The 2,607-nt window shown below is 49.9% G+C and carries 3 protein-coding genes and 1 pseudogene; 3 read left to right on the forward strand and 1 reads right to left on the reverse strand.

Translation table 11 applies throughout. The features are described 5' to 3' along the window. The first annotated feature begins 182 nt into the window (after window positions 1-182). The 3 genes from LC354_RS27320 to LC354_RS27330 all read left to right on the forward strand — a co-directional run bounded on the left by LC354_RS27320 (window position 183) and on the right by LC354_RS27330 (window position 2,217). On the forward strand, window positions 183-1,544 hold the full coding sequence (locus LC354_RS27320) for a TolC family protein (protein ID WP_223429082.1): 1,362 nt from the start codon (window positions 183-185) through the stop codon (window positions 1,542-1,544). A 240-nt stretch (window positions 1,545-1,784) separates the two neighbouring features. Next, window positions 1,785-1,976, forward strand: a complete 192-nt coding sequence (locus tag LC354_RS27325) for a hypothetical protein (RefSeq protein ID WP_223429083.1) — start codon at window positions 1,785-1,787, stop codon at window positions 1,974-1,976. 52 nt (window positions 1,977-2,028) lie between these two features. Beyond that, on the forward strand, window positions 2,029-2,217 hold the full coding sequence (locus LC354_RS27330; RefSeq protein ID WP_223429084.1) for a DUF6447 family protein: 189 nt from the start codon (window positions 2,029-2,031) through the stop codon (window positions 2,215-2,217). A gap of 86 nt (window positions 2,218-2,303) precedes the next feature. Here the strand turns inward: LC354_RS27330 and LC354_RS27335 are convergent. Then, window positions 2,304-2,528, reverse strand: a pseudogene (locus tag LC354_RS27335) (IS3 family transposase); the annotation flags it as partial. Window positions 2,529-2,607: the final 79 nt, after the last annotated feature.

Genomic DNA, 2,607 nt, shown 5'->3' on the forward strand with positions numbered 1-2,607 from the left:
AAAGCTGATAGACTGACCGCTCCCACCATGCAAACACAGTCAAGCCGCTAACCGATGGGTGATCAGCCCGCGCTTACGGCTCGGGCACTACCTTGACGCAATATTTCCAACCCGCTAGAGACCTTAGTAGAAGTTGAATACAGGGCAATCTAATGACAGCGACTCGAATGAGCGCATTTATAATGAGCACCCTTTTGGCTCTTGGTGCATGCAGCGATACATTTGATGGCCTATCAGACGACGAGCTTACGTCTACTGTTGCACAGATGACCCGTATGGACGTGCGCAGCGTAGAGAACAACCAAGGCGTGGCTCGACAGTCTCCTGTCAATGTCCAGGGCGGTTTTTTAAAAGCTGTCAGCGCGTCTGTTCCCACCAATCCGGCCGTCGAAGCATCTGTGAGGACATTTCAAGAAGCGAATGAGCGCATAACGGTTGCCAAAAGTGGAATACGTCCGCAACTCACGGCCAGTGGCCTCTTGGGTGCAAGCAAAGAACTTACCGGACCTGGAACAGAAGACACAGGGCTGACCGGTACCGTAACTCTACAGCAACTTGTCTATGATGGAGGCCTGACCGCGGCCAGAATTGATGGATCTACGGCGCGCGCTTTTGCAGCGCAAGCAGATGTATCAACAGTTGCTAATGAAGCTGCATTAGACGCGGCAAACGCTTGGATTGATGTTTGGCAATACAATGCACGATTGAGGTTGCTCCGGAACCGCCTAGCCGATCTGGAGCCACTTATCAGTCGCATTGAGACACTTATTTCAAGTGGCATGGTTGACCGCGCGAGCTTGGCCTCCGCACAACGTCAAGTCTTGGACATTAAGCTTGAAGAAGAGCAGCTTATAGCCGCTCAAAAGCAAGCAAGTGTTCAATTCCAGAGGTATTTTGGCGTTGCTCCAGGAAATGTGGCACAGCCTAACCAGCTCTTTGCGGGTCAGGAGTTGGGTAATCTGAGGGCGCTTTGGCGAGATTCTCCTGCGCTCATTTCCGCCGGTGCACAGCTTATTGCCGCAGAGACCGAAGTGAAAGAGGCGCAAGCGGCGCGGAGACCGACGGTGAGTTTGCAAACCGCTGTTAACGCCCCCGTTCAAGCCGACGAAGAAACTGAGCTGACTGCCGGCCTTTTTCTGGAATACACTTTTAGTGACGGCGGACGTCGCAAAGCGGAAGTCAAGGCACGCCAAGCGCAGCTTGAGGCGAGTCGCTCGATCTTCGAAGATAATAAAGAAGAAGCAGAGGAGCTGCTTGAGGCCGCACTGGCAAACCACCGTTCATTACAGCAATCAATGGGTGTGCTTAATGACCAGGTAGCCGCTCTGAAAATTGAGACGGATACGACAAAGTCCCAGCTGCAGTCAGGGCAATCAAGTCTCCGAGATGTGGTTGAAGCAGAGGTTCTTCTCTACAGAGCGATGTCCAGAAAAATTCAAACCCAAGCCGAGCTGGTTGCTATAGAATTTGAGATGGGAGCGAACACCGGGCAACTTTTACCAAAGCTCCAGCTGAGTTTGAATGATTTCCTTCAACAAAGCTGACGTGACGTCACAGTATGTGACGAGGACTTGATCTGATCGTACCCAAGTCACCACACAAAATCCGTAAGAAGGATTACAACACATCTTTGCGCAGCAGAGCTACTTAGAAGTATTCATCATGAAGTCGGATGACAAAAGTGGATTATTGACCAAAGTCGGCTTTACCTGAAGCGGTACGCCCAGTACCCAATGACTTGGCTGCATGGTCTATGCAAAAATTCAACATAGTTAGGATCTGGAATGGTTAAAGTTAAAGTAGACGAAGTTGAGTATGATACCGATGATATGTCTGAACACGCCGTATCTACAGCAACGTCATTGCGCTTTGTGAATGCGCGTTTACAACAACTTCAAAATGAATTGGCGATCGCGGATACAGCTCGTATTGCCTACAGGAATGCACTTAGGCGGGAGCTAGATGAGACCAAATAGGGTTGGTCTATTGGTTCGGCAAAATATAAAGTAATAAAGGATGTCTTCTAATATGGTAAAAATTAAAATTGACGACATAGAGTACGACACTGAGGAGTTTACCGACAATGGAAAAGCTCAGCTTGCATCGCTTCAATTCATCGAAGCGCATATGAAAAAAATAAATGCAGAAATTGCAGTTTATAAAACAGCAAAAGCTTCTTATGGAAAAGCTTTGAAAGCAGAACTAGAAAAAACGTAAGTCGGCATTCGCCACGTGGAAGGCTTTTCCTGTATCTTGTCGCTGCGTTGTGCGCAGATCAAGCCTCTTGGGCACGTTTTGCAATGGCTCGCGTCTCTGATTTCAGGCGCGCTGATTTCGTTTTCTGGGTTGAGCCAGACGGGTCCCGCAGGTTGCCAGTTGCGGGTTTTGCCTGACCAGCGTTCCAGGTTTTGCGCGCGTGCATTTGCATAGAGACTGTCACGGTCTGCCAGCGGCGCACGATCATGGCCATCGTGGCGGGCATTCGGCGTGACGAAGCGGATGGCGCTGTGCAGATGCTCGCCGTTATACCGTAAGCGCGCTCCCATCGCCCTCGTAGGAATTGTCTGATTATTATCGGAAATGAGCCTGAAGCATACGGAGGGCTCA

The sequence above is a fragment of the Tateyamaria pelophila genome (assembly GCF_019966495.1).
Taxonomy (GTDB): domain Bacteria; phylum Pseudomonadota; class Alphaproteobacteria; order Rhodobacterales; family Rhodobacteraceae; genus Tateyamaria; species Tateyamaria pelophila.